The sequence below is a fragment of the Halomonas sp. 11-S5 genome (genome assembly GCF_029889825.1).
In the GTDB taxonomy this organism is placed as follows: Bacteria; Pseudomonadota; Gammaproteobacteria; order Pseudomonadales; family Halomonadaceae; genus Halomonas.
Window position 1 is genome coordinate 1 of sequence record NZ_JARANW010000013.1, and the last position, 22,710, is coordinate 22,710.

General features: G+C 67.8%; 19 protein-coding genes, 4 tRNA genes and 1 riboswitch. Of the genes, 16 read left to right on the plus strand and 7 right to left on the minus strand.

Features of this window, described 5'->3' with window-relative positions; all coding sequences use genetic code 11:
• Positions 1–181: 181 nt before the first annotated feature.
• The 3 genes from OP497_RS10425 to OP497_RS10435 all read right to left on the minus strand — a co-directional run bounded on the left by OP497_RS10425 (position 182) and on the right by OP497_RS10435 (position 2,979).
• Entirely contained in the window at positions 182–1,309 is a 1,128-nt protein-coding gene (locus OP497_RS10425; protein ID WP_280548161.1) for a DUF294 nucleotidyltransferase-like domain-containing protein, read from the minus strand.
• Positions 1,310–1,362: 53 nt separating this feature from the next.
• Positions 1,363–1,677 (minus strand): HlyU family transcriptional regulator, encoded by a 315-nt coding sequence (locus OP497_RS10430; RefSeq protein WP_280548162.1) that lies wholly within the window; start codon positions 1,675–1,677, stop codon positions 1,363–1,365.
• Between the two features lie 81 nt (positions 1,678–1,758).
• The gene (locus tag OP497_RS10435) at positions 1,759–2,979 is read right to left on the minus strand and encodes an argininosuccinate synthase (RefSeq protein ID WP_280548163.1); all 1,221 of its coding nucleotides are present in this window, start codon (positions 2,977–2,979) and stop codon (positions 1,759–1,761) included.
• Positions 2,980–3,122: 143 nt separating this feature from the next.
• Between OP497_RS10435 and rnt the strand changes: the two genes are divergently transcribed.
• Positions 3,123–3,791, plus strand: coding sequence for a ribonuclease T (gene rnt, locus OP497_RS10440; RefSeq protein ID WP_280548164.1), 669 nt, complete (start codon positions 3,123–3,125; stop codon positions 3,789–3,791).
• 335 nt (positions 3,792–4,126) lie between these two features.
• On the opposite strand, the gene grxD is transcribed toward rnt, so the two are convergent.
• The gene (grxD, locus tag OP497_RS10445) at positions 4,127–4,471 is read right to left on the minus strand and encodes a Grx4 family monothiol glutaredoxin (protein ID WP_280548165.1); all 345 of its coding nucleotides are present in this window, start codon (positions 4,469–4,471) and stop codon (positions 4,127–4,129) included.
• 191 nt (positions 4,472–4,662) lie between these two features.
• Here grxD and argF point away from each other — a divergent pair, with 191 nt between their 5' ends.
• The 7 genes from argF to OP497_RS10480 all read left to right on the plus strand — a co-directional run bounded on the left by argF (position 4,663) and on the right by OP497_RS10480 (position 11,027).
• Positions 4,663–5,583, plus strand: coding sequence for an ornithine carbamoyltransferase (gene argF, locus OP497_RS10450; protein ID WP_280548166.1), 921 nt, complete (start codon positions 4,663–4,665; stop codon positions 5,581–5,583).
• A gap of 269 nt (positions 5,584–5,852) precedes the next feature.
• On the plus strand, positions 5,853–6,158 hold the full coding sequence (locus OP497_RS10455; RefSeq protein ID WP_280548167.1) for a hypothetical protein: 306 nt from the start codon (positions 5,853–5,855) through the stop codon (positions 6,156–6,158).
• A gap of 81 nt (positions 6,159–6,239) precedes the next feature.
• A riboswitch (TPP riboswitch) is annotated at positions 6,240–6,362 on the plus strand.
• Between the two features lie 62 nt (positions 6,363–6,424).
• Positions 6,425–7,522 carry a glycine oxidase ThiO gene (gene thiO, locus OP497_RS10460; RefSeq protein ID WP_280548168.1) on the plus strand — a complete coding sequence of 366 codons (1,098 nt, stop codon included), beginning with the start codon at positions 6,425–6,427 and terminating at the stop codon, positions 7,520–7,522.
• The gene (thiS, locus tag OP497_RS10465; RefSeq protein WP_280548169.1) at positions 7,519–7,728 is read left to right on the plus strand and encodes a sulfur carrier protein ThiS; all 210 of its coding nucleotides are present in this window, start codon (positions 7,519–7,521) and stop codon (positions 7,726–7,728) included. Before thiO ends, thiS begins: the two co-directional genes overlap by 4 nt.
• Positions 7,728–8,531 carry a thiazole synthase gene (locus OP497_RS10470; RefSeq protein ID WP_280548170.1) on the plus strand — a complete coding sequence of 268 codons (804 nt, stop codon included), beginning with the start codon at positions 7,728–7,730 and terminating at the stop codon, positions 8,529–8,531. The genes thiS and OP497_RS10470 overlap by 1 nt, the downstream gene beginning before the upstream one ends.
• Positions 8,532–8,847: 316 nt before the next feature.
• Positions 8,848–9,981: a zinc-binding dehydrogenase gene (locus OP497_RS10475; protein WP_280548239.1), complete on the plus strand. Its 1,134-nt coding sequence runs from the start codon at positions 8,848–8,850 to the stop codon at positions 9,979–9,981.
• The gene (locus tag OP497_RS10480; protein ID WP_280548172.1) at positions 9,978–11,027 is read left to right on the plus strand and encodes a proline racemase family protein; all 1,050 of its coding nucleotides are present in this window, start codon (positions 9,978–9,980) and stop codon (positions 11,025–11,027) included. Before OP497_RS10475 ends, OP497_RS10480 begins: the two co-directional genes overlap by 4 nt.
• 45 nt (positions 11,028–11,072) lie before the next feature.
• Here the strand turns inward: OP497_RS10480 and OP497_RS10485 are convergent, their stop codons facing one another.
• The 3 genes from OP497_RS10485 to OP497_RS10495 all read right to left on the minus strand — a co-directional run bounded on the left by OP497_RS10485 (position 11,073) and on the right by OP497_RS10495 (position 16,076).
• A complete protein-coding gene (locus tag OP497_RS10485; RefSeq protein WP_280548173.1) occupies positions 11,073–12,176 on the minus strand; it encodes a DUF4236 domain-containing protein in 1,104 nt (367 codons plus the stop codon).
• A gap of 115 nt (positions 12,177–12,291) precedes the next feature.
• Positions 12,292–15,810 carry a DEAD/DEAH box helicase gene (locus tag OP497_RS10490; protein ID WP_280548174.1) on the minus strand — a complete coding sequence of 1,173 codons (3,519 nt, stop codon included), beginning with the start codon at positions 15,808–15,810 and terminating at the stop codon, positions 12,292–12,294.
• 190 nt (positions 15,811–16,000) lie between these two features.
• Positions 16,001–16,076, minus strand: a tRNA-Ala gene (locus tag OP497_RS10495).
• A 227-nt stretch (positions 16,077–16,303) separates the two neighbouring features.
• Here OP497_RS10495 and uvrY point away from each other — a divergent pair.
• From uvrY to nadB, 8 genes are all read left to right on the plus strand, one after another.
• Positions 16,304–16,951: a UvrY/SirA/GacA family response regulator transcription factor gene (uvrY, locus tag OP497_RS10500; RefSeq protein WP_280548175.1), complete on the plus strand. Its 648-nt coding sequence runs from the start codon at positions 16,304–16,306 to the stop codon at positions 16,949–16,951.
• Between the two features lie 68 nt (positions 16,952–17,019).
• On the plus strand, positions 17,020–18,834 hold the full coding sequence (gene uvrC, locus OP497_RS10505) for an excinuclease ABC subunit UvrC (RefSeq protein ID WP_280548176.1): 1,815 nt from the start codon (positions 17,020–17,022) through the stop codon (positions 18,832–18,834).
• Between the two features lie 66 nt (positions 18,835–18,900).
• Positions 18,901–19,452 carry a CDP-diacylglycerol--glycerol-3-phosphate 3-phosphatidyltransferase gene (gene pgsA, locus OP497_RS10510; protein ID WP_280548177.1) on the plus strand — a complete coding sequence of 184 codons (552 nt, stop codon included), beginning with the start codon at positions 18,901–18,903 and terminating at the stop codon, positions 19,450–19,452.
• A gap of 61 nt (positions 19,453–19,513) precedes the next feature.
• A tRNA-Gly gene (locus OP497_RS10515) sits at positions 19,514–19,588 on the plus strand.
• Between the two features lie 130 nt (positions 19,589–19,718).
• Positions 19,719–19,792, plus strand: a tRNA-Cys gene (locus tag OP497_RS10520).
• A 33-nt stretch (positions 19,793–19,825) separates the two neighbouring features.
• Positions 19,826–19,912, plus strand: a tRNA-Leu gene (locus tag OP497_RS10525).
• Between the two features lie 58 nt (positions 19,913–19,970).
• Positions 19,971–21,131, plus strand: a complete 1,161-nt coding sequence (locus OP497_RS10530; RefSeq protein ID WP_280548178.1) for an FUSC family protein — start codon at positions 19,971–19,973, stop codon at positions 21,129–21,131.
• Positions 21,112–22,692, plus strand: coding sequence for an L-aspartate oxidase (nadB, locus tag OP497_RS10535; RefSeq protein WP_280548179.1), 1,581 nt, complete (start codon positions 21,112–21,114; stop codon positions 22,690–22,692). Before OP497_RS10530 ends, nadB begins: the two co-directional genes overlap by 20 nt.
• Positions 22,693–22,710 lie beyond the last annotated feature (18 nt).

Here is a 22,710-nt window from a genome sequence, read left to right on the forward strand (position 1 = left end):
CGGCTGGTCGGTGGCAGCCTGATGCTGTACGTCCCCGTCGCGACGCCGTAAGCCGTAAGCCGTAAGCCGTAAGCCGTAAGCCGTAAGCCGTAAGCCGTAAGCCGCAGTGCTGCCGCTCAGCTATGTGATAGCAAGGGTTTGTTCTTACAGCTTAAAGCTTACAGCTCCGGGCGAAGCCCGGTTACGGCTTGCGCGCGATTCTCAGAAGCGCGCGGATCTGCAGCAGGTCATGGCGCAGCAGCAGGCGCTGCTCCTCACCCAGGCGGGCGATGTCCACCCAGCCATCGGGGCTGCGCCCCTCGGCCAGGGCCCGGCGCTGCTCGTCGAGCATCAGCGCCTGCAGCCGCTCGTGTGCCGCGGTCAGGGCTCGGGCGTGCTCGGCGTCGAGCGCCTCCTGCATCACCAGCGCCACCAGTCGCGAGCGGGTATCCGGCGGGCGCACCCCGTGGCGCACGCCCAGCAGGCGCACGGCATTCACCAGCGGCAGCATTCCCTGGCGCTTGAGGTTGATGGCCCGTTCATGGGGGGCACCCTCGCCGTCGCCGCTGAGCCGGCCGAGCCGGTCCAGGGCCAGCGGCAGCTCATCGAGCAGGCTCGCCATCTCATCGAGGAAGAGGTGGGCGCCCGGCAGCAGCCGGGCCACCCGATCGGCCAGGGCCTCGGCGAGTGCGGCGTTGCCGTGGACCGGGTGAAAGTCGAGCAGAATATTGGCCTGCTGGACCCGCTTGACGCGGCGCTCCGCGGTCCAGATCTCGAGCTGTGCCGCCCACTCCGAGAGCCGCTTGCGCCACATCGGCCAGCGGGCCATGACATGGCCCTGGCAGAGCGGGATCCCGGCCGCATCGAGGCGCGCGGTGAAGCGCTCGCCCAGGGACTGGAAGTAGCCGTCGATCTCGGTATGCCGCTCGTCGGGGTAGTCGGCGATGATCATGGCGTTGTCCTGGTCCGGCGCCAGCAGGCTCTCATGGCGCGCCCCCGAACCGAGGGTCAGCACGCAGCAGGCCACCGGCGGCGCCCCCCAGCCCAGGCCGCGCATCTCCTCCAGGGAGAGCGTGATGGCGCGCCGATAGAGCCAGTCGTTGTGGTCGCTGATCAGCTGGCTGATGCGCCAGGCAGGCAGATCGAGCCGGTCCAGGGCCTCCACCAGCTGGCCCTGCCAGGCGTGGGCCTCGGCCAGGGAGGGAGCAGGCCCCAGGCTCACCAAGGCCTGGCCCAGGGGGGCCAGCAGCGACGGCCAGCCGCCGGGGTCAGGCAGCGCATCGGTGGAGAAGAGTTCTCGCCAGGGCGAGGAGCGGTGCAGCAGGCGCATGGCGACTCCGGGTCACGGGACGGATCGGCATGTCCTGAAGTATAAAGCGAGTCTCAGCGCGGCGAGAACATCTCGTCGCCGACCTCGTCGATGAAGCGCTGTGCCTTGCTGATCATCAAGGCGTCACAGGCCTCGCGACCGGGCAGCATGTCGGAGCGATCGAAGCGATGCTCGAGCATCTCGCCGTCCTCTCCGTCGGCGGCAGGCAGCGGCTTGCGGATCCAGCCGCTGACGCGGTACTGGCCGCCCTGATCGGCGGGTTCGGAGATGATCAAATAGCCCTTGTACTCCACCGGCTCGGCGGCCGCGGCGTTGCCGGACTTGCCCTCGCCACCGCCGAACAGGCCGGATAACAGTTTCTTGAACATGGTGCTCTCCTCGCTTGTGGCAGCCCTCGACACGACGACGCCGGCGGCAGGCCGGCGTCGAGGAAGGCATGCAGGTCGGTCTCAGTCCTGCTTGCGGCCCTTGCCGGCGGCGATGCGCAGGCGCAGGGCGTTGAGCTTGATGAAGCCCTCGGCATCCTTCTGGTCGTAGGCGCCGGCATCGTCCTCGAAGGTGGCGATGGACTCGTCGAAGAGCGAGGCGTCGGACTTGCGGCCCGCCACGGTGGCACTGCCCTTGTAGAGCTTCATGCGCACCACGCCGGAGACGTTCTTCTGGGTCTCGTCGATGGCCGCCTGCAGCATGCGGCGCTCCGGGCTCCACCAGTAGCCGTTGTAGATCACCTCGGCATACTTGGGCATCAGCTCGTCCTTGAGGTGCGCCTCCTCGCGGTCGAGGGTCAGCGACTCGATGGCGCGGTGGGCGCGCAGCATGATGGTGCCCCCCGGGGTCTCGTAGCAGCCGCGGGACTTCATGCCCACATAGCGGTTCTCGACGATGTCGAGGCGGCCGATGCCGTTGTCGCCGCCCAGGATGTTGAGCTTCTCGAGCACCTCGTGGGGCCTCATCGGCACGCCGTCGATGGCCACGATGTCGCCGTGATCAAAGGTCAGCTCGATATAGGTGGGCGTGTCCGGCGCGGCCTCCGGCGACACGCTCCAGCGCCACATGTCCTCCTCGGCCTCGGCCCAGGGGTCCTCGAGAATGCCGCCCTCGTAGGAGATGTGCAGCAGGTTGGCATCCATCGAGTACGGCGACTTCTTCTTCTTGGAAGAGAAGTCCACCGGGATGTCGTGCTGCTGGCAGTAGGCCATCAGCTTCTCGCGGGAGGTCAGGTCCCATTCGCGCCACGGCGCGATCACCTTGACGCCTGGCTTGAGCGCGTAGGCGCCGAGCTCGAAGCGCACCTGGTCGTTGCCCTTGCCGGTGGCGCCATGGGAGATGGCATCGGCGCCGGACTGGTTAGCGATCTCGATCAGGCGACGGGCAATCAGCGGGCGTGCGATGGAGGTGCCGAGCAGGTACTCGCCCTCGTAGAGGGTGTTGGCGCGGAACATCGGGTAGACGTAGTCGCGCACGAACTCCTCGCGAAGATCCTCGATGTGGATCTCCTTGACGCCCAGCGCCTGGGCCTTGGCACGGGCCGGCTCGACCTCCTCGCCCTGGCCGATGTCGGCAGTGAAGGTCACGACCTCGCAGTCATAGGTTTCCTGCAACCACTTGACGATGACGGACGTGTCCAGGCCGCCGGAATAGGCGAGCACGACCTTCTTGACATCGGACATGCTGAGGCTCCTCTAGTAACGTTCTCGAAGGGGCGATTATAGCGCGCCGAGCCTGCAGCGAATACCGGCGACGCGACTCGCGGAGGGCAAGCTGCTAGACTTTCGCGGTTTCGAGACACGATGGCCCAGACAAGGAGGGGTGCATGAGCGAGGCGATCGCCCGCGAACTCATGGCGCAGCGATTCCGCAGCTTCCTGCCCGTGGTGGTGGACCTGGAAACCGGCGGATTCAATCCCGAGGGCGACGCGATCCTCGAGATCGCCGCAGTCACCCTGACCATGGATCCGGACGGCAACCTGATCCCCGACGCCACCTATGCCTACCATGTCACCCCCTTCGTAGGGGCCAACGTGGAGCAGTCGGCGCTGGACTTCACCGGGATCCGGCTGGATGACCCGCTGCGCCGACAGGTGGCCGTCAGCGAGGCCGAGGCACTGGGCGAGATCTTCCGACCCGTGCGCAAGTCCATCAAGGCCCATGGCTGCACCCGGGCCGTGCTGGTCGGCCACAATGCCGCCTTCGACCACGGCTTTCTCAATGCGGCGGTCAACCGCTGCGGCATCAAGCGCAACCCCTTCCATCCCTTCTCGAGCTTCGACACGGCATCGCTCGGCGGCCTGATCTATGGCCAGACCGTGCTGGCCCGGGCTTGTCGCGCCGCGGGCATCGAGTTCGACAACAGCGCCGCCCACTCGGCGCGCTACGACACCGAGCGCACCGCCGAGCTGTTCTGTGCCATGGTCAACCGCTACAAGGACCTGGGCGGCTGGGCCCTGGCCCAGAAGGAGCAGGGGCTGGACGAGGAACCGTAAGCCGTAAGCCGTAAGCTGGAAGCTGGAAGCTGGAAGCTGGAAGCTGGAAGCTGGAAGCTGGAAAGCAGCATAAGCTTGCCCCCAATAGCAACCCCCCGCAGCACTGCTACGGGGGTGTTGTTTCTGGTTCATCGCAGACTGGCGTGATCGTTGACCGCACGATACCGGCTGGCCATCTGACCCCGTAGGCTCGGTAAGCGCCAGCGCACCGGGCATGGCGAGGGCACCATCGTCACGCCGGATGCGCCTCCGGCTTATCCGGCCTACGCGACATTCCCGCTGTTTTCACGCCAATTTGCGAAGAACTTTTTTCTTCAAGCTTCAAGCTTATGGCTTCAAGCTCCAGACGAAGTCTGGTTGTGCTTGGCGGCGGCTTCCTTGACCAGCTTTTCCAGCTCGCCGTTCTGATGCATCTCGACCACGATGTCGCAGCCGCCGACCAGCTCGCCCTCGACCCACAGCTGCGGGAAGGTCGGCCAGCTGGCCACCTTGGGCAGCTCGGCACGGATGTCCGGGTTGTCCAGGACGTTGACGAAGGCGAAGCGCTCGCCACAAGCCATCAGGGCCTGGACGGTCTGGGCGGAGAAGCCGCACTGCGGCAGCTGGGGGGTGCCCTTCATGTAGATCAGGATGGGGTTCTCGCCGATCTGGCGCTGGATGTTCTCGACGGTGGTGCTCATGACATCTCCCTTTCTCGTGTGGCCGGGTCTCGATGGCCCGGGCCTCGATAGATCGAGGCCGGCAAGCGCCCGGGCAATACCCGAGTATGCTGGTCGGCCTTGTGGATGAGGGCCATTCTACTGATGACGGGCGCGTTGCGCATCCCCCGTGGGCTGGCTAGGATGGTCGTTTTTTCCCGTGGAGCGACACCATGGCCACCCGCCATTTCCTCACCTTGCTTGACCTCAGTCCGGACGAGCTGCGCTACCTGATCCAGCGCGCCATCTCGATCAAGAACGGCCTGAAGACCCACGGGCCGACCTACACGCCCTTCGCCAACCGCACCCTGGCGATGATCTTCGAGAAGTCCTCGACCCGCACCCGGGTCTCCTTCGAGACCGCCATGGCGCAGTTCGGCGGCCATGCGCTGTTCCTCTCGCCCCGCGATACCCAGCTCGGCCGCGGCGAACCCATCGCAGATACCGCGCGGGTGCTCGCGGAGATGGTCGACGCGGTGATGATCCGTACCTTCTCCCACGAGGGCCTGGAGGCGTATGCCGCCGCCAGCAAGGTGCCGGTGATCAACGCCCTCACCGACGACTACCACCCCTGCCAGCTGCTCGCCGATGTGATGACCTGGACCGAGCTGCGCGGCAGCGTCAAGGGCCGCACCGCGGTGTGGATCGGCGACGGCAACAACATGTGCCACTCCTGGATCAACGCCGCCCGGCAGTTCGACTTCCAGCTGCGCATCTGCTGTCCGGAAGGCTACGAGCCGCGCCAGGACATCCTCGCCGCCGCCGGCGACCGGGTGAGCATCCTTCGCGACCCCCTGCAGGCCGTGGCTGAAGCCGACCTGGTGACCACCGACGTCTGGGCCTCCATGGGCCAGGAAGAGGAGCAGGCCAGGCGCGAGGCCAATTTCGCCGGCTTCCAGGTGAGCGAGACGATGCTCGACCGGGCGAAGGACGACGTGCTCTTCCTGCACTGCCTGCCCGCCCACCGCGGCGAGGAGATCAGCACGACCCTGCTCGATGACCCGCGCGCGGTGGTCTGGCAGGAGGCCGGCAATCGCCTGCATGCTCAAAAGGCGCTGATCGAATTCCTGCTGCTGGGGCGAGTGGAAGGCTGAGATGGGGGATAGCGTCTTAGCAGGGCAATTGCAGTTAACTGAAGCGAGAGGCGCCGGGGACAGGTCGTAGGGGAGGTCCTACGCCAGGGATGGCGTCGGTAGCGCCCATGGAGGGGTTCACAGCGCCTCCCCGAAGGCCTGTCGCCGGAATAGCCTCGAGCATTGCCACCGTCTGCGGCAGACCAGAACATCTTAGACCTTGGTATGACATCGACCTTCGTCGCATGTATAATGCGCTGCAGCATAATCCCTCAAGGAGATGCGGCAGCATGACACACGACACCCCCAGTACCACCGGCATGCAGCGTAGCCTGCGCCAGTGCCTCTCCAACATGGCCGCCCTGCTCTATCGCCAGGGGCATGTCCTCGAGACGGTCACCGTCCCGCACCGCGGCCTCGATCGCACCGCCCTGAAGGCGCTCGGCGATGCCGACCGTGACTGGGCGCCCTGCCAGCACATCCTCGAGACCAGCCAGGCCGCCACTTGGAACGACCAGCAGCGCTTCGTGCTGACCGGCCTCGGCCGCGAGCTGCTGTTCGACATGTTCGGCGAGGGGGCCGCCGACTGCGCCTGAGCCGGAGTGGACGCCATCCACACTGATTGATGCCCGGGCACGCGACGAGATTGCGTGCCCGGGCATCTTTGGTTAAGTTGGCAGGACTTGTCGGGGAGCCCCGGTACGCGCAGCAAGCCGTGCACGGGGGCTGAGATCGGTACGGCCGAACCCGTTGAACCTGATCAGGTTGATGCCTGCGGAGGGAACAAGCGCATGTCACGCCTGCGTGCCCCCTGTCGCCATCCCGCCTGGTCAGCCATGTCTCCTGCAGGATGGCCGCTATCTTGACAACCACCACCGATCACATCGCCGTCGCCGGCGCCGGCCTGCTGGGGCGCCTGGTCGCCTGGCAGCTGCTCGCCGACGGCCACGCCGTCACTCTCTATGACGCCGGGGACCTGGACACCCCGCCCGCCGCCGCCTGGACCGCCGCCGGCATGGTCGCCCCGCTCTGCGAGACGGCGATCTCCGAGCGCTGCGTCCACGACATGGGCCGCTTCGCCCTGGCCCAGTGGCCGACGTGGCTCGAGGCCCTCGACGCCCCATCGCTGTGGCAACAGCACGGTAGCCTGATGGTGGCGCATCCCCAGGACCTGGGCGAACTCACCCAGTTCCGCCGCGACCTCGACCATGCGCTGGGCGGCGGCTCACCCTGCCGGGCCCTCGACGCCGGTGAGATCCATCGGTTGGAGCCCGACCTGGCGCCCGGCTTCCGCCAGGGCCTCTACCTGCCGGACGAGGCCCACCTGGACAACCGTACCCTGCTCACCCGCCTGCTGGACGAGATCCGCGCCCTGGGCGGGGAGTGCCATGCCCACTGCCCGGTGGAGACCTTCCCCGGCGAGGTCGTCACCGCCAACGGCCGCCGGCGCTTCGACTTGGTCGTCGACTGTCGCGGCACCGGCGCCCGGCAGCGCCACCCGAGCCTGCGCGGCGTGCGCGGCGAGACCCTGCACGTGCAGACCGCCGAGATCCGGCTCTCGCGGCCGGTACGGCTGATGCACCCGCGCTACCAGCTCTATGTGGTGCCCAAGCCGGGGGATCGCTTCGTCATCGGGGCCACCCAGATCGAGAGCGAGGACCGCTCGCCCATGTCGCTGCAGTCCTCGCTGGAGCTGGGCAGCGCCCTCTACACCCTGTCCCCGGCCTTCGCCGAGGCGCGCATCCTGGAGCAGGGGGTCAACCTGCGTCCCGCCTTCCTCGACAACCTGCCCCATGTCACCCACCAGGAGGGGCTGATCACCGCCAACGGCCTGTTCCGGCACGGTTACCTGCTGGCACCGGCCGTGGTCTGCCACCTGCTGGCCGGGATCCGGGACCACGGCGACCGGCCCTTCGCCGACACTCTGGCGGCACACCCGCCGCAGGAGGCCACTGCATGAACGAGATCACCCTGCGCCTCAACGACGAGACCGCCCGCCTTCCCGCCGGCACTCCGCTCGCCGACGCCCTGCACGCTTGGCACTACGCCGACCGCCGGGTCGCCGTGGCGGTCAACGGCGAGTTCGTGCCCCGCTCCGCCTATGCCGGGCGGGTCCTGCAGGACGACGACCGCATCGATATCGTGGCCCCGGTAGGAGGTGGCTGATGGACGCGCTACACGACGACACCCTGACGCTCTACGACGAGGCCTTCGCCAGCCGCTTCCTGCTCGGCACCGCCCTCTACCCCTCGCCGACGGTGATGCAGGAGGCGATCCGGGCCTCAGGCTGCGAGATGGTCACCCTGGGCCTGCGCCGCCAGAACCCCGCGGCCGGCGACGGCGACGCCTTCTGGCAGATCCTGCGCGACAGCGGCTGCCGGCTGCTGCCCAACACCGCCGGCTGCCGCTCGGCCCGGGAGGCCATCACCCTGGCCCAGATGTCCCGCGAGCTCTTCGACACGCCCTGGATCAAGCTCGAGGTGATCGGCGACGACTACAACCTGCAGCCGGACCCCTTCGGTCTGCTGGAGGCGGCCCGGGAACTGATCGACCAGGGCTTCAAGGTGCTGCCCTACTGCACCGACGACCTGGTGCTCTGCCAGCGCCTGCGCGACGCCGGTTGCCAGGCGCTGATGCCCTGGGGCTCGCCCATCGGCACCGGTCGCGGGCTGATGAACCGCTACGCCCTCGAGACCCTGCGCCAGCGCCTCGCCGTGCCGCTGATCATCGATGCCGGCCTGGGCGCGCCATCCCAGGCCGCCGAAGCCATGGAGATGGGCTTCGACGGCGTGCTGATCAACACCGCCGTGGCCCGCGCCCATCGCCCGCCGCTGATGGCCGAGGCCTTCGCCGAGGCCATCCGCGCTGGCCGCAAGGCCTACCTGGCCGGACTGATGCAGCAGCGCCAGACCGCCAGCCCCAGCACGCCGACGGTGGGACAGCCCTTCTGGCACCGCGACGGCGGATAAGCCCGACGTGGCCGCCTGACGTTAGACGCCAGGGCAATTGCAGTTAGCCAATGCGAGAGGCGCCGGGGACAGGTCGAAGGGGAGGTCCTACGCCAGGGATGGCGTCGGTAGCGCCCAGGGAGGGGTTCACAGCGCCTCCCCGACGGTCCGGCGCTCCGGGGCCTGTCGCCGGAACAGCCTCGAGCATTACTTCCATCTGCGATTGCCCTGGCCAGAGGGGATGACGTCGGGACGGGGAAGTCTGCTATCGTCTAACCCAGTCGACCCCGTAGACGAAAGGAGGCACCCAGTGAGCAGCGAGACCCTTCCCGATACCATGGCCGCCATGCTGCTGACCGGGCATGGTGACGTCGACAGGCTTGTCTACCACGACGACGTGCCGACCCCACGACCGGGGCCCGGCGAGGTGCTGGTGAAAGTCACGGCCACCGCCAAGAACAACACCGACCGCAAGGCCCGCGAGGGGCTCTATCCGGTGAAGAAGGGCGAGGTGACCTCCTTTGCCATGGGCGGGACACCGACCCTGACCTTCCCACGCATCCAAGGTGCCGACATCGCCGGGCGCGTGGTGGCGGTAGGCGAGGGGGTCGAGGCCTCGCGGATCGGCGAGCGCGGCCTGCTCGACTTCAACCTCTACCCCGATGCCCGACGCGACATCAACCTGACCCCGGACTACTACGGCCACGGTGCCGACGGCGGCTTCGCCGAATACGTCGTCGTGCCCTCGGACCAGTTCCACCACGTGCCCAACCCCGAGCTCAGCGACGCCGAGCTCGCCGCCCTGGGCATGTGCTCCTACCAGACCGCCTACCATATGATGACGTCGGCTCGGGTGAGTGCGGGAGAACGGATTCTTGTCAGCGGGGCCAGCGGCGGCGTGGGCACCGCGCTGATCCAGCTGTGCCGCATCGTCGGTGCGATTCCCTACGCGGTGAGCCAGCAGGAGAAGGCACCGGCGCTGAAGGCGCTGGGCGCCGAGGCGGTGATCGACCGCGGCGACCTCGAGGGCTTCGCCGAACGGGTGCTCGAGGCCACCGGGGGCGCGCCCATCGACGCGGTGATGGACCTGGTCGGCGGCGAGATGACCGACTGCTTCATCGACACCATGATCCAGGACATGAAGGCGCGCACCACCTACCCGCGGCTCTCCATCGCCGGCGCCAGCGGCGGCAACATCTCGGAGATTCTGTGGACGCGCATCTACCTCTACCAGGTGCAGATCTTCGGCGTCTCCCACGGCACCCGCGAGGAGGCCGAGCAGCTGATCGCCTGGATCCGTGCAGGCGAGCTCAAGCCGGTGCTGCACGCCGCCTTCCGGCTCTCCGACCTGCACGCCGCCGAGCGCTACTTCGTCAGCCGCGGTAGCAACTTCCTGGGCAAGATCGTGATCGTCCCCGACAGCCAGTGGGACGAGCATGGCGCGCCCTTCGCCCTGGAGGGACACTCATGAGCCCGGCACTGACCCTGCAACTGATCGACACCCATGCCGGCGGCGATGTCAGCCGCATCGTGGTCGGCGGCATCGAGCCCCTGCCCGGCGCCACGGTGCGTGAGCAGATGCACTACCTGCGCGACGACGCCGATGGCCTGCGCAGGCTGCTGCTGGAGGAACCCTACGGCATTCCCGAGATGTCGGTGGACCTGCTCGTGCCCGCCACCGACCCGGCCGCCGAGGTGGGCTACATCATCATGGAGGTGATGGGCTACCCTATCTACTCCGGCTCCAACACCATCTGCACCGCCACGGCGGTGCTGGAGAGCGGCCTAGTGCCCAAGCAGGAGGGACGCCAGCGCTTCAAGCTGGAGTCGCCGGCGGGACTGGTGCAGATCGAGGCCCTGATCGAGAACGGCGTGGTGGAGTCGATCACCTGCGGGGGCCTGCCCAGCTATATCGACACCTACCGTGCCAGCATCCATGTGCCCGGCCTCGGCGACGTCACCTACAGCGTCGCCTACAGCGGCGGCTTCTACGCCCTGGTGGACGCCGCCGAACTGGGCTTCCACCTCAACCGCGACGAGGAGCGGGAACTCGCCGACTGCGCCCACCGGATCGTCGAGGCGATCCAGGCCGAACGCGGCTTCTCCCACTACACCCTGGGCGACGTGGGTCCGCTGCCCTTCCTGCACTTCATGGGCCCCGTCGAACAGGTCGCCGACGACTTCTACCGCTCCCGCTCGACCACCTACGTGCATCCCGGCGTGATCTGCCGCAGCACCACCGGCACCGGCACCTCGGCGCGCCTGGCGCTGATGCGCCACGAGGGCACCATCGAGCCCGGTGACAAGCTGGAAACCGTCTCGCTGCGCGAAACCGGCTTCATCGGCGAGTTCACCGGCACGCGACAGGAAGGGCCCCATACGGTCGTGGAGAACACCATCACCGGCAAGAGCTACGTGCTGGCCCGCTCCGACATCGTGGTCAACTGCGACGACCCCCTGGTGGCGTGCGCCAGCCTGCACCATATCCTCAGCGCCGGCCAGGCCTCGTCCGAGTGAACGCCGCCCGGCGGGCGACAGACTCGCCGGCGCGTGTGGCCGGCGTCAGCGCCGACGCCAGTCGAGCTCGAAGGGCGAGATATCGCGGAAGGTGCCGGACTGGGTCATCTCGCGCCGCAGGGGGAAGACCGCCAAGGCCTGGGCCGGGTCGAGTTGCGCCAGTCGGTCGAAGTCGACGCGCTCCCACGCCTCGCGGGTGACCTTGGCGCTGAAGAGGTGCTGGCCCCGAAGCTCACCGCTGGTCGGGTCCTTGACCCGGCGATAGCCGGAGAGCAGCACGCGTTCGATTCGCGGCAGCCGGGCGAAGACCGTGCCCAGCACGCGGAAAGCCACACCGTGCACGTGACGCCGATAGAGCTCGCGCTGCCGCGTGACGCCGAGCTTGCGCGGCGAGAGCTTGAGGCGCTTGGCGGGCATCGTCCAGTAGCGGTCGGGCAGCTCCTCTTCGCTCGGCAGATCGATGTCCAGGACAATGGTGCGACAGTCATCACTCAGGTCGAAGTCGACCAGCGTCTCACGCGGCCAGGCGAGCTCATCCAGCCGCTCGACCAGCGTCTGCTGCATGGCGTCGGGATCGTCCCAGGCCGCCACTTCTTCGCGCTGCTGACGCTCGAACTCGCGGGCATCGAACTCGGCCTTCTCCCATTCCCAGGCACGATAGGCCTGCGCATGCGACGCCTCGCGGCGCGCGTTCTCACGATCGAGCCGTACCCGGGCAGCCGGCCAGAGGGCATGCCGCCAGTCGGGCTGTTCCAGGGTCACCGGCGAGGGGGGAGACACCGGGTAGCTGCGCGGCTGATAGCCGGCGGCCCCTGGTGGCGGCGTCTGCTCGTGCAGGCGGCCGAGCCGGTCGAGATCGGCATTAAGTTGTTCGCAGTGCGACTCGAGCGCTTCCCGGATCTTCGCCTCGCCATGGCGCCGCAGCACTCGGGCCTCGGCGTCGGGGATCCGTCGGCCATCGGGATGCCGATAGCGGATCTCCCCGTTGGCGGCGATATCGAGCTGCACCGGAAGGCCTTCGGCCCCCTCACCAGTGGCCAGCTGCAGGCGAATGCCGGGCGGTCCGACCGAGTGCCCGGGACGCAGCTTGCAGGTAATGAGTCGCACACCGGGTGCGAGACGAATGTGACGCTGGAAGCGATACCCCACGATGGCCTCTCCCTGATGACCGGACCCGAGCTACAGGGTACTGCACTGTTCATCGTGCGTAACGGTGGATGTCGGCCAGGCACGCACTTAGCAACGAAGCCGGGGGCCTGACCTGCTACACCGCCGGCGCGAACAGCAGCGCCAGGTCCTCTTCGTCGAACAGCGGGCCGTCGCTCCTACGCTCGCTGCCGCTCTCCAGGATCGAGGCGGCCAGGTCCGCCTTGCGCGCCTGCAGCTCAAGAATACGCTCCTCCACCGTGCCGGCACACACCAGCTTGTAGACGAACACCGGGTTCTGCTGGCCCATGCGGTGGGCGCGACCGGTGGCCTGGGCCTCCACTGCCGGGTTCCACCAGGGGTCGTAGTGGATCACGGTATCCGCGGCAGTGAGGTTGAGGCCGGTACCGCCGGCCTTGAGACTGATCAGAAACACCGGAATCTCGCCCTGCTGGAAGAGCGCCACCCGCTGAGTACGGGTCTTGCCCGGGGTGTCGCCGGTGAGGGTGGTGAAGGGAATGCCATCCTTCTCCAGGGCTTCGCCGATCAGTGCCAGCATCTCGGTGAACTGCGAGAAGACCAGGATGCGCCGCCCCTCCTCGATCAGCGGCGGCAGCAGCTCGCGCAGCTGCTCCAGCTTGGCCGAGCGCTTCGTCTGGCGCGCGCTCTCCAGCTTGACCAACCGCGGGTCGCAGCACACCTGGCGAAGCTTGAGCAGCGCATCGAGCATCACGATGCCGGAACCGGCCAGGCCGCGCTCGGCGATGGCCTGCTGGACCCGCTGATGCTGGGCCAGGCGCAGGCTCTCGTAGAGCTCGCGCTGGCTGCCGGCCAGGGTGATCTCGCGGCAACTCTCAGTCTTGTCGGGCAGCTCGGTGAGCACCTGCTGCTTGGTACGGCGCAGCATGAGCGGCGCGATGCGCCGCGAGAGACGCTGACTCAGCGCCACGTCGCCATCCTTCTCGATGGGCGTGCGGAAATGCTGGCCGAACCACTGCTGGCTGCCCAGCGCCCCTGGCGCCACCGCATCGAGCTGGGCCCACAGCTCGCCCAGATGGTTCTCCAGCGGCGTACCGGTCATCGCCAGCGCCCGTTTCGCGTCGAGCTCGCGCACGGCGCGTGCGGTCTGACTGGCGGCGTTCTTGATCGCCTGGGCCTCATCCAGCACCAACAGGCCGAACGCCATCTCGCGCAGCCGCGCCACATCGCGAATCAGCAGCGGGTAGGTGGTCACCACCAGGTCGGCGTGAGGCAGCGCCTTCTCGATCTGATGCTGGCGCTGGGCCTTGCCGCCCTGCAGGGCCAGCACCTCCAGCCCCGGGGCGAAGCGCGCCGCCTCGGCGCACCAGTTGCCCACCAGGCTGGTCGGCGCCACCACCAGCACCGGCCCTTCCAGCGCGCCGCGGACACGCTCGTCGAGCAGATGCGCCAGCACCTGTACCGTCTTGCCCAGGCCCATGTCGTCGGTCAGGATGCCGCCGGTGCCGAGCTCGGAGAGAAAGCGCAGCCAGGCGATGCCGCGGGCCTGGTAGTCGCGTAGCTCGCCCATGAAGCCTGCCGGCGCCGGCAAGCTGGCCGGCAGTGCCTTGAGCCGCTGGGCCAGCGCCGCCACATCCTCGCGCCCTGCCCAGCGCTCGTGCTCGGCCAGCGGCGCGACCCGCTCGGCCGCGCTCACCGGCAGCTGCAGCGCCGCCTCAGGGTCACTCTCATCATTCAGCCAGTCGAGAATCGGCGCCATCAGCGACCGCAGCCGGGAAAGCGGCAATACCAAGCGGCGCTGGTCATCCAGTGCCAACGCCCAACTCGCCTCCTGGGGTTCGTCTCGCGGCGCTTCCAGCGGAAAATCCGGATCCTTGAGCAGATGGCGCAGGATCGGCAGGAGGTTCATGCGCTGGCCTTCTACCTCGATATCCAGCGCCAGATCGAACCAGCCGTTGCCGGCCGGTTCCAGTTCGCCGTGCCAGGCCTCCGGCTCGAGATAGCGCGGCTCCGGGGGGAACGCTTCGCTGAGCTCAACCAGGCAACCCGCCTCGCGCAGCCTGGCAAGCATCTCCCACCAGCCTTCTGTTCCTGCCAGATGGGTCGGCCACTCGGCGGCGCTGGCCGGCGGCTCGCCGCGGGTGGGCAGCAACAGCGACCAGGGCGGCAGATCCAGATAGGCCGGCACCGCCTCGATCTCATGCAACCGTTCCAGGGTCACCATGCCCGGTGGCAGGCCGTGAATCAGCGCCACCTCCGCCTCGGGATCGCGCTGGATGGTGAGCCGCTGGCCATCGCGAAAGGCCTGAGCGGTATCACCCGCCTCGGGGGCCACCTCAACGCCGTCGTAGTCGAAGCTCACGACCCCGGCACCTACACGGATCCAGCGCGGCAGTGGCACCCCGTCGCGGAAGCCCAGCTGGCCTTCCGCTACCCGCATGGTGACCTTGAGACGCGGTGAAACGTCCTCCAGAACGCACTCCTCGACCCGCTTCGGCGCCGGCAACTGGCTAGCCAGCGCCGACGTCCCGCGCAGCCGCTCGCCCAACCACTCGCTCATCTCGGGCGGCAATGGCGGCGATCGACGCAGCCTCACCAGCAGCTCAGGGTCACCCTCCAGGCGGCCGAAACGGCCACGCTCGGAATCGAGATAGCAGAGCTCACGCCCTGCCCTGGCCATGATCGCATCCGCCGACAGCAGCCCCTCCGGATCGGTATCGGCCCGCAGGTGCTGCACGCCTTGAGCATCGGGTTGCCAGCTCGGCGCCAGCCGGCAGCCGGGGCCCGGCTCGAGCTGTTGGCCGGTTTGCTTGCGAAAGAACAGCAGCGGCGGCACCTCGCTGTCCAGCAGCGACCAGAGGGCGCGCGCCTGGAAGGCGTGCGATACCACCGCCCACTGGCGATGGTCACTTCCCCAGAGAGTGTCGATTTCACCGTGCAGCAGCAGGTCAAGCGCCTCTTCCTGCTCGGGGTTCCAACCAGCCTCGGGCGCTGGTACCAGCTCCCCCGCACTACGCGCCTCGATCACCCGCGGTGAAACCCACCCACTGCCGCGCTTGCTTTGACGCGAGGGGCGCAGCCACACCGGCAACACCTTGAGCACCGGCTCGATGGCAAAACGGGTCGAGGTATCCAGGAACAGCCCCAGCCGATACTCCTCACCGATACGCTCTCCGTCCAGTACAGGGCCTGGCGGGTTCTCCAACTGTGCCAACCAGGCCTCCCAGCTGCGCTCCAGCTTGTCACTATTGTCGGGAGTTCCGGCCGACTCGGGCAGCGCAGATTGCGCCGACGCTACGTCAGCCAGGGCTGCCGGCCCCTCACCCATCTCGTCCAGGAAGGTGTGGATCAGCGCCACCGCATGCTTGCAACCGACGCCGACCGGGCAGCTGCAGTCGCTAAAGAGCGCATCATCGGAAACGTCCACGTATATCGCCACTTCGGTATGGTAGGCCTGCTTCCGGCTGCCCATGACCTGTGCCGTCAGCACGATCATATCGGCGTCGAGCTCCAGGCCAAGGCCATCCATCACCCGGCCCTGCTTGGCATAGCGTCTGCCGCGCTCAAGGGCTCCAGGATCGAAAAAGCTCTGCCAGTCAGTCTGATAGAGAGCACGACACATCGTCATGGTGTGATCGGCAAGGCGGGAATCTGACACGGAGGCTCCTCGACGTGTTGATACAAGGATGCCATTTGACCGAACACGTCAGGCAATCGCAACAGGCCTCAGCGCTACCACCAAAATACCGGATGCCGCCTATCATCAGGCACCGCGTCACGAGCGAGGGCGGGCACACGAAAAAGCCGCCTAGCGGGGTGCGCTAAGCGGCTGATTCGAGATGTCTTGTTGGTGGAGCCTAGCGGGATCGAACCGCTGACCTCAACACTGCCAGTGTTGCGCTCTCCCAGCTGAGCTAAGGCCCCACGCCGCTCCCGCCTTGCGAGAACGAGGCAAATATTACGCAGTCCTAGCGGATACGTCAACCTCAGGGGTACCAATTTCACTCTTCTGCCTCGTGCCAATTCCTCTTAGGGACGGGATGTGCCACCCTAACGGGACTGATTTCGTGCCGGCCGGCTTGTTGGCGACCTCTTCGCCAGGACCCGTCTCGGAACGGCACTCACCCACCACGTTTTCAGGAGCGTCTGCGTTGATCAGGGTTCTCGTCGCCGATGACCATCACCTGGTACGGATCAGCATCGCCCACCTGCTGAATGCCGAGCGTGGGATCCGCGTGGTCGGTGAAGCCGCCGATGGCGAGGAGGCCATCACCAAGGCGCGCAAGCTCGAACCGGACATCGTGCTGATGGATATCCGCATGCCGGGGATCGGCGGCCTGGAGGCTACCCGCAAGATAAACCGCTTCGCCAGCGACATCCGCATCCTGGTGTTGACGGCCTTCATCGAGGAGACCTTTGCCCAGCGCCTGCTCGAGGCCGGGGCCCATGGCTTCATCAGCAAGGGCTGCCAGCACGACGAGATGGTCGAGGCGATCCACTGCGTGTTCGGCGGCAAGCGCTATGTCAGCCCCGAGATCGCCCAGCGGCTGGTGCTGTCGCGCATCGATGCGACGGACAATCCCTTCGACCAGCTCTCCCAGCGCGAACTCCAGGTCGCGCTGATGGTCGTCAACTGCCAGCGCGTCGCCGACATCGCCGACCGCATGTTCTTAAGCCCCAAGACCGTCAACACCTATCGCTACCGGATCTTCGAGAAGCTCGGCGTGACCTCCGACGTGGAGCTGACCCACCTCGGCCTGCGCCACGGCCTGGTCGACGGCTTCAGCGACGCCGACTGAGCGCCTTGCCGAGGGTCCCGATCTGGTAGAATGGGGGTTCCGCTTCCCGTTCCCGGCACGCCGTTTCCATGAGCTTCGATTCCCGCGACTTCCTCGGCAGCGTCAGCGAATCCCCCGGGGTCTACCGCATGCTCGACGAGCACGGCGAGACCCTCTATGTCGGCAAGGCGCGTCGCCTCAAGGCACGTCTGGCGAGCTACTTTCGCGGTGCGCTCAACACCAAGACCCAGGCCCTGGTCGGCCGCATCGCCGACATCCAGGTGACGGTGACCAATAGCGAGACCGAGGCCCTGCTGCTCGAGCAGACGCTGATCAAGGAGCTGCGCCCGCCCTACAACATCCTGCTGCGCGACGACAAGTCCTACCCCTTCCTCTTCGTCACCGACCGCCACCCCTTCCCCGCCCTGGAGTACAAGCGCGCCCGGGTGCGCCGCGACGACGGCCGCTACCTCGGCCCCTACCCCAGCAGCGGCGCCGTGCGTGAGAGCCTGTCGCTGATGCAGAAGATCTTCCGTATCCGCAACTGCGAAGACAGCGTTTTCGCCCACCGCACCCGGCCCTGCCTGCAGTACCAGATCCAGCGTTGCAGCGCCCCCTGTGTGGGCCATATCAGCGAGGCGGACTATCGACGCGATCTGGAGCATGCGGTGATGTGCCTCGAGGGAAAGAGCGATGCGGTGACCCGCGAGCTGAGCGACGCCATGGAGGCCGCCAGCGCGCGCCTCGACTTCGAGGAGGCCGCCCGGCTGCGCGACCAGGTCCAGCACCTGCGCCAGATGCAGCAGCGCCAGTTCGTCGACACCGGCGGCGGCGATGCCGATGTCTTCGCCCTGGCCAGCCGCCCCGGGGCGCTGTGCATCTCGGTGCTCACGATACGCCAGGGCCGCCTGCTGGGGGCCCGGCACCATGCCCCGGCCAACGGGCTCGACCTGGGCCCCGAGGCACTGCTCGGCGATTTCATCAGCCAGTTCTACCTGGGCCAGGCAAGGGAGATTCCGACGGAAGTGATCACCAGCCACCCGGTACCGGATGCCGACCTGATCGCCCGGGCACTCGGCGAACGCGCCGGCAAGCGCATTCGCCTGACCGGCCAGGTCCGCGGCCATCGCGCCCAGTGGCGGGAGCTGGCCCGCACCAATGCCGAACAGCAACTGGCCAGCCAACTGGCCAGCCAGACCCAGCTCTCGAAGCGCTTCGCGGCCCTGCGCGAGGCCCTGAAACTCGAGGACACCCCCCGCCACCTGGAGTGCTTCGACATCAGCCACAGCCATGGCGAGGCCACGGTGGCCTCCTGCGTGGTGTTCGACGAGAACGGGCCGCGCAAGTCCGACTACCGGCGCTTCAACATTGAGGGCGTGGCCGCCGGCGACGACTATGCCGCCATGCGCCAGGCACTGACCCGCCGCTTCAAGCGGATCAAAGAGGGCGAAGGCGAACGCCCGGACATCCTGATCGTCGACGGCGGCAAGGGGCAGCTGAACATGGCCCGGGAGGTGTTCGCCGAACTGGGCGTCAGCGGCGTCACCCTGCTCGGCGTGGCCAAGGGCACCACGCGCAAGGCGGGGCTCGAGACGCTGTTCGTCGAGACCGTCGATCGCCGCCTGGACCTCGACGGCGCCTCGTCGGCCCTGCACCTGATCCAGCACATTCGCGACGAGTCGCACCGCTTCGCCATCGCCGGCCATCGGGCACGGCGCGACAAGACGCGGCGCACGTCCACCCTGCAGGACATTCCGGGCGTGGGGCCGCGCCGCCGACGCGAGCTGCTGCGCTTCTTCGGCGGCCTGCAGGGGGTCAGGCAGGCCAGCCGCGAGGAGCTGGCCCGGGTCCCCGGCATCAGCGCCACAATGGCCGAGACGATTCATCGCGCCCTGCATGGATGAGTTGGGCCCCGACGGATAGAATGAGGGGGTTTCCGGTATCTCCCAAGGCAAGGACTGCACCTCGCGATGAACATACCCAACCTGCTCACCCTGGCCAGAATCCTCTTCATTCCGCTGTTGGTGGTGCTGTTCTACTTGCCCTTCGCCTGGAGCATGCCACTGGCCGCCAGCCTGTTCGCGCTGGCCGCGGTGACCGACTGGCTCGACGGCTACTTGGCCCGGCGCTGGGATCAATCCACGCCCTTCGGCGCCTTCCTCGACCCGGTGGCCGACAAGCTGATGGTGGCCGTGGCCCTGGCCCTGCTGATCGAGCGCTACGAGGCCATCTGGCTGACCCTGCCGGCACTGGTGATCATCGGCCGCGAGATCGTCATCTCGGCCCTGCGCGAGTGGATGGCCGAGATGGGCAAGCGCGGCCAGGTGGCGGTCTCGTGGATCGGCAAGGTCAAGACCACCCTGCAGATGGTCGCCCTGCTGGTGCTGTTGGCCTTCACCCCCGGCACTCCCCTGGCCCTGCTGGGCGTGGCGACCCTCTATCTGGCGGCGCTGCTGACCCTGTGGTCGATGTTCCTCTACCTCAAGTCGGCATGGCCGCACCTGAGCAGCTCGATGCGCTGAGGGGGTGGCGAAAAGTGTTTGACAGTCACCGACTTATCCGTATAATTCGCTCTCGAGTCAGGCGGGAATAGCTCAGTGGTAGAGCATCGCCTTGCCAAGGCGAGGGTCGCGAGTTCGAATCTCGTTTCCCGCTCCAGACTCGAAGAAGTAACAAGAGTCAATGCGTGCGACTGCGAGGGTCGCGAGCCGGTGCGCCGGTCCGACTGATGGCAGCCCCATCGAATCTCGTTTCCCGCTCCATTCCCCACGAATGGCACGACTCATGAGGCTGGATGGCAGAGTGGTTATGCAGCGGACTGCAACTCCGTGCACGCCGGTTCGATTCCGACTCCAGCCTCCATCATCCCCCTAGCTGCCCGCTCGGAACCGTGCCGCCCGGATGGCGAAATTGGTAGACGCAAGGGACTTAAAATCCCTCGGTGGCAACACCGTGCCGGTTCGAGCCCGGCTCCGGGCACCAGATTTCCCGCACCCTTCCGGCAAGCGTCGGGCGCGACCCTCAAACGGGACGCCATGACATGATCCTGCCGCGCCTGCGCGACCCCTACGTCAATTACCAGCATCGGCGCAAGCTGCATGTGCTGCGCATCATGCTGGCCCTGTGCCTCACCTTCGCCGTCATCGAGTTCTTTGCCATCCAGCACAGTGGCTGGGCGCTGGTCAGCACCATCATGGTGATGGGCAACCTGCCGCACATCGGCGGCGTGCTCGACAAGGGGCGCCAGCGCCTGCTGGGCACCCTGCTCGGTGCCGGCTGGGGGCTGCTGCTGATCCTGCTGCCGCTGCCCTGGCCGCCGCTCGTCCCCCTCGCTACCCTCGCCGGCATCGCCACCGCCACCTGGCTGACCTTCAGCAACCGGCACGGCTACAGTGGCCTGATGTTCACGATCAGCCTGCTGCTGGTGGTCGGCGACGGCACCCAGGAACTCGATATCGCCCTGTGGCGCGCCTTCGACGTACTGCTCGGCACCCTGGTGGGCATCGCCGTCACGGTGCTGGTACTGCCGCAGAAAGCCACCGACATGATGCGCTTCATGCTGGCCGACAACCTGGACCGCATGGCCCGCCTCTACCAGGCCCATACCTCGGCCACGGCAGCCCCCGACATCGATGCCCGCGAGCTGCTCAAGGCCACCAGCAGCCTGCTGGTCAAGCAACGAGGCCTGGTGGATGCCATCCATCGTGAGCGACGGCTGAGCCGCCACGAACTGGACGACCTGATCTCGCTACAGCGGCGCATGCTCTCCACCATCGAGCTGCTGCTCGAGACCCACTGGACCAGCCGCGACGGGCACGAGCGCATCGACGCCATGAGCGGACTCCGCGAGGAGCAGCACACCCTGGCCCGCGGCATCAGCACCCTGGCCTTCCAGGTGCGCACCGGCCAGCCGGTCGACGTGACCATCACGCCCTTCGAGCTGCAGCGCCACGCCGAACTGGCCGGCAATGCCCGGTCCGCCGATGGCCGCATGCTCTTCAGCCCCAGTGGCTACCTGTGGCTCAATCGGGAACTGGCGCGCCTGACCGCCGACCTCACCCAGCGCCTGGGCGGCCTCGAACGCCTTCCCAGCCGGCGGCTGCGTCGCCGGGCGCCCCACCACGGTCTCACCGAGGATCCCTCGGCCATCGCGCGAGCCCCAACGCAAGAAGGAAAGGCAGATGATAGACGGCAAGCATGAGGTGCTGGTCATCGGCGGCGGGGTCGCCGGACTGGTACTGGCACTGGAGGTGGCCGACCATCGCCGGGTCACGCTGCTGCGACCGGCCAGCGACGACCAGGGCGCCAGCCGCTGGGCCCAGGGCGGCATCGCCGCCGTGCTCTCCCCCCAGGACGACATCGAGGCCCATGTGGCCGACACCCTGGTGGCGGGTGATGGCCTGTGCGACGAGCGGGCGGTGCGCTTCACCGTGGAGCAGGGGCCGTCGGCCATCGAGTGGCTGCTGTCACTGGGCGTGCCCTTCACGCCGGACGCGAGTGCCGATGCCGGCTATCCCTACCACCTCACCCGCGAGGGCGGCCATGGCGCACGACGCATCATCCACGCCGACGATGCCACCGGCCGCGCCGTGGTCGAGACCCTGCGGCAGCACGTGGACGCCCACCCCGGGATCACGCTGCGCGGCGACCTCACCGCCATCGGCCTGATCGGCGACGGCGAGGACCACTGCCGTGGGGCACGCTGCCTGGACGCCGCTGGCCGGCTGCATGAACTGCTGGCCGAGGACACCGTGCTCGCCACCGGCGGGGCCAGCGGCCTCTATCGCCATACCACCAGCCCTCAGCCGGCCAGCGGCGAGGGCATGATGATGGCCGCCGAACTCGGCGCCGAACTGATGAACCTGGAGTTCCAGCAGTTCCACCCCACCTGCCTCTATGACCCCGAGGGCCCCGCCTTCCTGGTCAGCGAGGCGGTTCGTGGCGAGGGCGGGCTGCTGATCGACGCCGCGGGCGAGCGCTTCATGCCGGCGGTGGATTCCCGGGCCGAGCTGGCGCCCCGCGACATCGTGGCCCGGGCAATCGATGCCCAGATGCAGCGCACCGGCAGCGACCATGTCTACCTGGACATCCGCCACCTCGGCGAAGCCGCCATCCGCCACCACTTCCCGACCATCCACGCCCACTGCGCCAGTCGCGGGCTCGACATCGTGCACCAGCCGATTCCGGTGGTGCCGGCCGCCCACTACAGCTGCGGCGGAATCACCACCGATCTCGCGGGCGCCACCACGGTCCCGCGGCTGCACGCCATCGGCGAGGTGGCCTGCACCGGCCTGCACGGGGCCAACCGCATGGCCAGCAATTCCCTGCTGGAGTGCCTGGTCTACGCCCGCAGCTGTGCACGACGGCTGCGCAGCGCCGAACCGCCGCCGGGTACCGAGCCGACCCCGGCATACTGGGGCCAGCAGCGGGTCTCATTGGACGACATCGAGGAGATCCGCGAGATGATGCGCCAACTGATGAGTGCCCGCGTGGCCATCGTGCGCACCGACCAGGGGCTGGCCGTGGCCGCCCGCGGCCTCGCGCAGCTGCATCGGCGTCTCGCCCCCCGGATGAGGGACGCCGCGCCCTCGGTACCCCTGGCGAACCTCTGGCATGCGCTGCGCCTGGCGCGCCTCAGCGTGGCCTGCGCCCGCGCAAGGCGCGAGTCCCGCGGCCTGCACTTCAACCCGGATTGCCCGATCCACGGCGACGCGACCCCGCAACCCTCGCGGATCCGGCTGCAGGCCCTGGAGGCGATCTGATCCCGCGACCCTTGAGCG

Bases quoted from the DNA above. Each gene is read 5' to 3' on its own strand.
- rnt (WP_280548164.1), top strand. From the start codon at position 3,123: ATGAGCGAGGCGATCGCCCGCGAACTCATGGCGCAGCGATTCCGCAGC.
- grxD (WP_280548165.1), bottom strand. From the start codon at position 4,471: ATGAGCACCACCGTCGAGAACATCCAGCGCCAGATCGGCGAGAACCCC.
- pgsA (WP_280548177.1), top strand. From the start codon at position 18,901: ATGAACATACCCAACCTGCTCACCCTGGCCAGAATCCTCTTCATTCCG.
- OP497_RS10425 (WP_280548161.1), bottom strand. From the start codon at position 1,309: ATGCGCCTGCTGCACCGCTCCTCGCCCTGGCGAGAACTCTTCTCCACC.
- thiS (WP_280548169.1), top strand. From the start codon at position 7,519: ATGAACGAGATCACCCTGCGCCTCAACGACGAGACCGCCCGCCTTCCC.
- OP497_RS10475 (WP_280548239.1), top strand. From the start codon at position 8,848: ATGGCCGCCATGCTGCTGACCGGGCATGGTGACGTCGACAGGCTTGTC.
- OP497_RS10480 (WP_280548172.1), top strand. From the start codon at position 9,978: ATGAGCCCGGCACTGACCCTGCAACTGATCGACACCCATGCCGGCGGC.
- argF (WP_280548166.1), top strand. From the start codon at position 4,663: ATGGCCACCCGCCATTTCCTCACCTTGCTTGACCTCAGTCCGGACGAG.
- OP497_RS10470 (WP_280548170.1), top strand. From the start codon at position 7,728: ATGGACGCGCTACACGACGACACCCTGACGCTCTACGACGAGGCCTTC.
- OP497_RS10530 (WP_280548178.1), top strand. From the start codon at position 19,971: ATGATCCTGCCGCGCCTGCGCGACCCCTACGTCAATTACCAGCATCGG.
- OP497_RS10435 (WP_280548163.1), bottom strand. From the start codon at position 2,979: ATGTCCGATGTCAAGAAGGTCGTGCTCGCCTATTCCGGCGGCCTGGAC.
- OP497_RS10430 (WP_280548162.1), bottom strand. From the start codon at position 1,677: ATGTTCAAGAAACTGTTATCCGGCCTGTTCGGCGGTGGCGAGGGCAAG.
- OP497_RS10455 (WP_280548167.1), top strand. From the start codon at position 5,853: ATGACACACGACACCCCCAGTACCACCGGCATGCAGCGTAGCCTGCGC.
- uvrC (WP_280548176.1), top strand. From the start codon at position 17,020: ATGAGCTTCGATTCCCGCGACTTCCTCGGCAGCGTCAGCGAATCCCCC.
- nadB (WP_280548179.1), top strand. From the start codon at position 21,112: ATGATAGACGGCAAGCATGAGGTGCTGGTCATCGGCGGCGGGGTCGCC.